Origin of the sequence: Mesorhizobium sp. M7A.T.Ca.US.000.02.2.1 (assembly GCF_003996995.1) — a bacterium.
In the GTDB taxonomy this organism is placed as follows: Bacteria; Pseudomonadota; Alphaproteobacteria; order Rhizobiales; family Rhizobiaceae; genus Mesorhizobium.
In genome coordinates, this window is the sequence record NZ_RZTT01000579.1 from 1 (window position 1) to 2939 (window position 2939).

At 62.8% G+C, this 2939-nt stretch carries 2 protein-coding genes; both read right to left on the reverse strand.

The genetic code is table 11. From position 1 onward, the window contains the following. Positions 1-159: 159 nt before the first annotated feature. The gene (gene dhaL, locus EOD15_RS31885; protein ID WP_127318340.1) at positions 160-813 is read right to left on the reverse strand and encodes a dihydroxyacetone kinase subunit DhaL; all 654 of its coding nucleotides are present in this window, start codon (positions 811-813) and stop codon (positions 160-162) included. Positions 814-874: 61 nt separating this feature from the next. Beyond that, positions 875-2899, reverse strand: a complete 2025-nt coding sequence (locus tag EOD15_RS31890) for a bifunctional sugar-binding transcriptional regulator/dihydroxyacetone kinase subunit DhaK (RefSeq protein WP_245463824.1) — start codon at positions 2897-2899, stop codon at positions 875-877. Positions 2900-2939 lie beyond the last annotated feature (40 nt).

The window sequence follows — 2939 nt, forward strand, 5'->3', positions numbered from 1 at the left end:
AAAAGCGAGATCGGCGAAGTGGTGCTTGGCCACATTCGAGTGGCTTTAACACGATGCTCATCTAGGTGGCGGCGCTCTACTTCGTCGCACTGATGCTTCGCTCAGGGACATCCAAATTCCGAAGTGGGCGGCGCCCGAGCTTCCCTCTGGCAGCCCTCGCTACTTCGCACCGTCTCCACCAAAGGTGTCTTTCATCGCGCGCAGGATGATGACGGCCGAGGCCGCTCCCGGGTCCATGTGCCCCAGGGATCGCTCCCCGAGCCGGGCCGCCCTTCCGCGGGCAGCGACCATGGATCGTGTCGAATTTGCACCGGCTTCCGCAGCCTGCAGGATGCTGTTCCACATCTCCCGGCTCCCGGCAGCGCGGGCACATGCATTGACGGCTGCTTCCGTTGCGGGAATCCAGGCATCCAGCATAGTCTTGTCGCCGCGCTGCCCTTTGCCGCGCTCCTTGATGCCGGTCGTGATGGCTTCGATGATGGCGGCCTGGCCGGCGGCTGAAAGCCGTTCATCCTGTTTCAGGGCTTGTGCCGCTCTTCGAAACGCCGTCGCATAAAGCGGCCCCGTGGAGGCGCCGACGGCATCGAGAAAGGCCGATGCGGCAGCGGAGAAGATTTCCGACGCAAGCATGTGGTCGAGGTCGAGCTTGGCCAGCTCCGCGTTGACCGCCAGGAAGCCGAGTGACATGGTGATGCCATGATCTGCGTCGCCGATGGCGCCATCCAGATCCGAGAGGTGATCCTTCCCCGCCTCGATCGCAATGGAGATGCGATAGAACATCCTGCTCAGGCGTCGCGCCGCATTGTCCGACATCGTGTTCCTCCCAGTTCAAGCAGGATGCGGCCCATCGTATCGGCGCATGCTTCTAAGAATCTCAGCCGACCCGCAGGACAGCCGTATCGCAGGGGTGATGCAGCATTTCCGTCAACTCGTTGTCGAGGTGCAAGATCGTTATCGACGCACCGACCATGTCGAGCGACGTGCAATAATGCCCGACCCAGTTCGCCTCTATGGTGATGTCCTTGGCGCTCAATCGCTGCGCGACACGCCTGAATAGGATATAAAGTTCCATCAGCGGCGTGGCACCGAATGAATTGATCAGCACGGCGACACGGTCGCCCGCTGCCGGCCTCATTTCCGAAAAGATGCGGTCCATGATCCGGTCCGTGATCGCGTCGGCGCTCATCATCCTATCGCGGATGACACCAGGCTCGCCGTGGATGCCCATGCCGATCTCGATGTCGTCGGGACCGATCTCGAAATTGTGGCGACGGGTCTGCGGCATGGAGCAAGGCTCCAGCGCGACGCCCATGGTGAATGTTCGTGCATTGGCCTTGCGCGTCACGGCCTCGCATGCGTCGAGCGACAAGCCACGGTCGCAGGCGGCACCGGCGATCTTGAAGATGAAGAAGTTGCCGGCAACGCCACGGCGGCCCTCCCTATCCTCGATCGGGGACGAGGCGATGTCGTCTGTCGTCACCACCGTGCGAACCTCGATGTTTTTTTCCGCCGCTATCTCGGCCGCCATTTCGAAATTCATCACGTCGCCGGCATAGTTGCCGTAGACGAAGAGCACGCCTTGCCCGCCCGAGGCGGCATTGGCGCACTGGAAGATCGTGCCGGGAGGCGGTGACGAAAAGATGTTGCCGACGGCCACGGCATCGGCGAGCCCCTTTCCTACATAACCGAGAAAGCAGGGCTCATGCCCCGTGCCGCCGCCGATCACCAGCCCCACCTTTCCAGGCCTCGGCCCCGCACGGGCAACGAGAGCACGATGCGAACCCTTTATCGGCTCGATGTAAGCGGCGTGGGCCTTCACCACGCCGTCAAGCATTTCCTCAACGACATCGTCGGGATCGTTGAGGAACTTCTTGACATGGGTGCGGAAGTTGCTGGGCAAAGCCACGGCGTTGTCGAGCCTTGGACGTTGCGAGAGCTTCTGGTCGAGCTCCGTCACGCCGTCGGCATTCAGAATGCCGCGGCCCGTGGCAGCGTCCGTGATGAGCACGTTGACATAACCGCCGCGCAGCGCGGCAAGGATCGCCGGCACCTTGTCGAAACCGCCGGCGACCGCGATGCGCAACCCGATGGCCTTCAGCCTGTCGAGCGATATGCCGATCGTGCGGTCGTCGAGCGGGCCGGCCACCGGATTGCCCAGTCCGTCGATGAAGCGGCCGGCAACGACCCCCACAGCATCCTTGGCGAGGTACTGTTGAAGTGAAACCGATTCAAAGAAGCCGCTGGTGTGGATCGTCGAATTGGGGCGCAGGGAAGAGATGCCGAAAAGCGCCTTGTTGGCTTTGGCAAGCGCCTCGAACTGGCTTTCGATCAGCGTCTCGCGCAACAGCATGTCGCGAACCTCGGCCGTCGAAACAACTGCTGGTGCGGTGATGTTGATCAGCTTCCCGTCCACGGCGCCGGCGATGGCGGCCGCGCAGAGTTCCGGCGTGTAGGCAAAACTCGCACGCGTGCCCCCCGTTGCCTGGACGATGGTGACGTCCTGGAGGCCGGGCACGGAGGCCTGCTCGCCGATTGCCAATACGGTCCTCCCCCAGGCAACGGCAAGCGTGTCCCCGGATTTCAAAAGCTTGGCAAGGGCCTGCGCCGCGGCCCCGCCAAGCCGATCGATCAGCGGACGGGTATTGTCGTCGCTTGGCACGACCAGACAATCGTGCAACCCGAAATGGCGCTTGAGTTCCTGGGCGATGGAGAGCGAGCTCAGCCGTGACGGCTCGAGGGAAATGTTGACGATACCGCGGGCGCGGGCATCGGCCAGATAACTGTTCACCGTCGCCCGCGAAATGCCCATGATCTCGGCGATATCGCCCTGCGTCATACGATCTTCGTAGTAGAGCCAACAGGCCCAGACATAGGGATCGTCACCATAGCGCAGCGGGATGGGCTCGGTGCCTGCCTCGGCTGCCGCCCGCGCCGTCCCG